The sequence below is a fragment of the bacterium genome (assembly GCA_030690305.1).
Classification (GTDB): Bacteria; Patescibacteriota; Minisyncoccia; order Phycocordibacterales; family JAGLPS01; genus JBBUCK01.
On sequence record JAUYHB010000026.1, the window covers coordinates 1 to 1,466 of the forward strand.

Consider the following 1,466-nt stretch of genomic DNA (forward strand, 5'->3'; position numbering starts at 1 on the left):
TTATAATCAAGATTCGACACGCCGGTCAAGATGATTCCTTTGTCTCTGACCGGACTATTGTTAAGCAAATTAACATTAAATTGGTCTCCGCTGTACCAGTGAGGATCCGGTTCGGCCAGTTTGGGATCTTGGCAGTAGGAATGGGCCTTGCCATTACAATTGGTGGCAATACTCTTTGTCCCCCAGATAACAGAATAGTCATCATTGAGGGTGATCTGCCCACAGAGCCCTGCTCCATTTCCTCCTTCGCCGGCTGCGTAATACAAATCCGTTACATCAGGATGTCCAAACTGAGCGTCTCCGAGAAAAATATTATTTCGTGAGGTAATGGTCTCTGTTCCGTTACATTCTGTCCGCTTACTCGACATGACAATGGTGTCGCCGACACCGAAGAGCGTGGAATTATTGAATTCCGCTTTCATCCCGGGATGAAATGCAAAAACAAGAGCGTTCCCGCCCGCACGGCAATTGTCAAACCCCGGGCTTTTGGTGGACGTAAAACTTTTCCCCTTAAAATAGTTGCAGTTGCCGATAATAATCGAATTCTCAACTAACGCGTTGGTTGCTATCTTGAGTTGATTCCCTGCATTACCTTCAAATCGAGACCGTTTGATCGTGACTGTTCCTGTTCCATCATGATAGAGCAAATCCAAGCCATCAGAAACATTGTGGCTAAAATCGACATTATTAAAAATCCAGTTGGCGCCTGTCTGATGCGTCCCCAACCCATCCCCGTACCCACCTTGTGACTGACTATAGCAACTATGGGGCTGTCCTCCCGGGTAGGTCTCGCCGCAACCGCTATATTGCAAAACAACATTGGTAAAGATCATGGTCCCGCTATTGGAGGAATTAAAATCACCGACATCGCCATCCCAACCGACAATCGCGTTCGCGTAAATGCGGGAATCTTCTATGGTCCAATCCTTGAGACGGCCGGCAAAGACCCCCTTATGCGCAAGCCCGTGAATATTGATGTTCTTGAGCAACACGTTCTCACTGTCCGTCGCCCTCAAACCATTTTTTGCCCAAGGACCGTACGGCCTGGTCGTTCGGTTGCAGGGACTTGGTCCGAATTCCTGGCAGCTGGAATGGTCCGTAATCTCCAGGCATTGAAGTTCGACATTATCGCTTCCGATAAGGTTGATGACCCTGTCGCTCCTTTCGGTCCCCCAGAGTTGCGGTGGATTCTCGCATCCGGTATCCCAACCTTTTCCCAATATGCGCGTTGGGTGGATGGCGTCCGGACCGGAAGGAATCGACTGCATAAAGCAGTCATACGGCCAACTCACGTTGCAGGTGTTTGTACCCGATCCGTTTGGCGCACCATAACCCATCATATATTGTGCCTTATTCGAACCGTCAATAATGAGAGTGTCGCCGCCTTTCAATTTGGTAGGATGCTTTGAGGGCGCGTGGGCCCAGAATGGATGGGAGAAGGCGCAAGCTTTGCCTGTGCCTGTGCC

The 1,466-nt window shown here is 49.7% G+C and carries 1 protein-coding gene; it reads right to left on the reverse strand.

The features are described from left to right. Nucleotides 1-1,466: hypothetical protein (locus tag Q8O71_03400; protein ID MDP2705409.1), on the reverse strand; the 1,466-nt coding region annotated here is incomplete at both ends.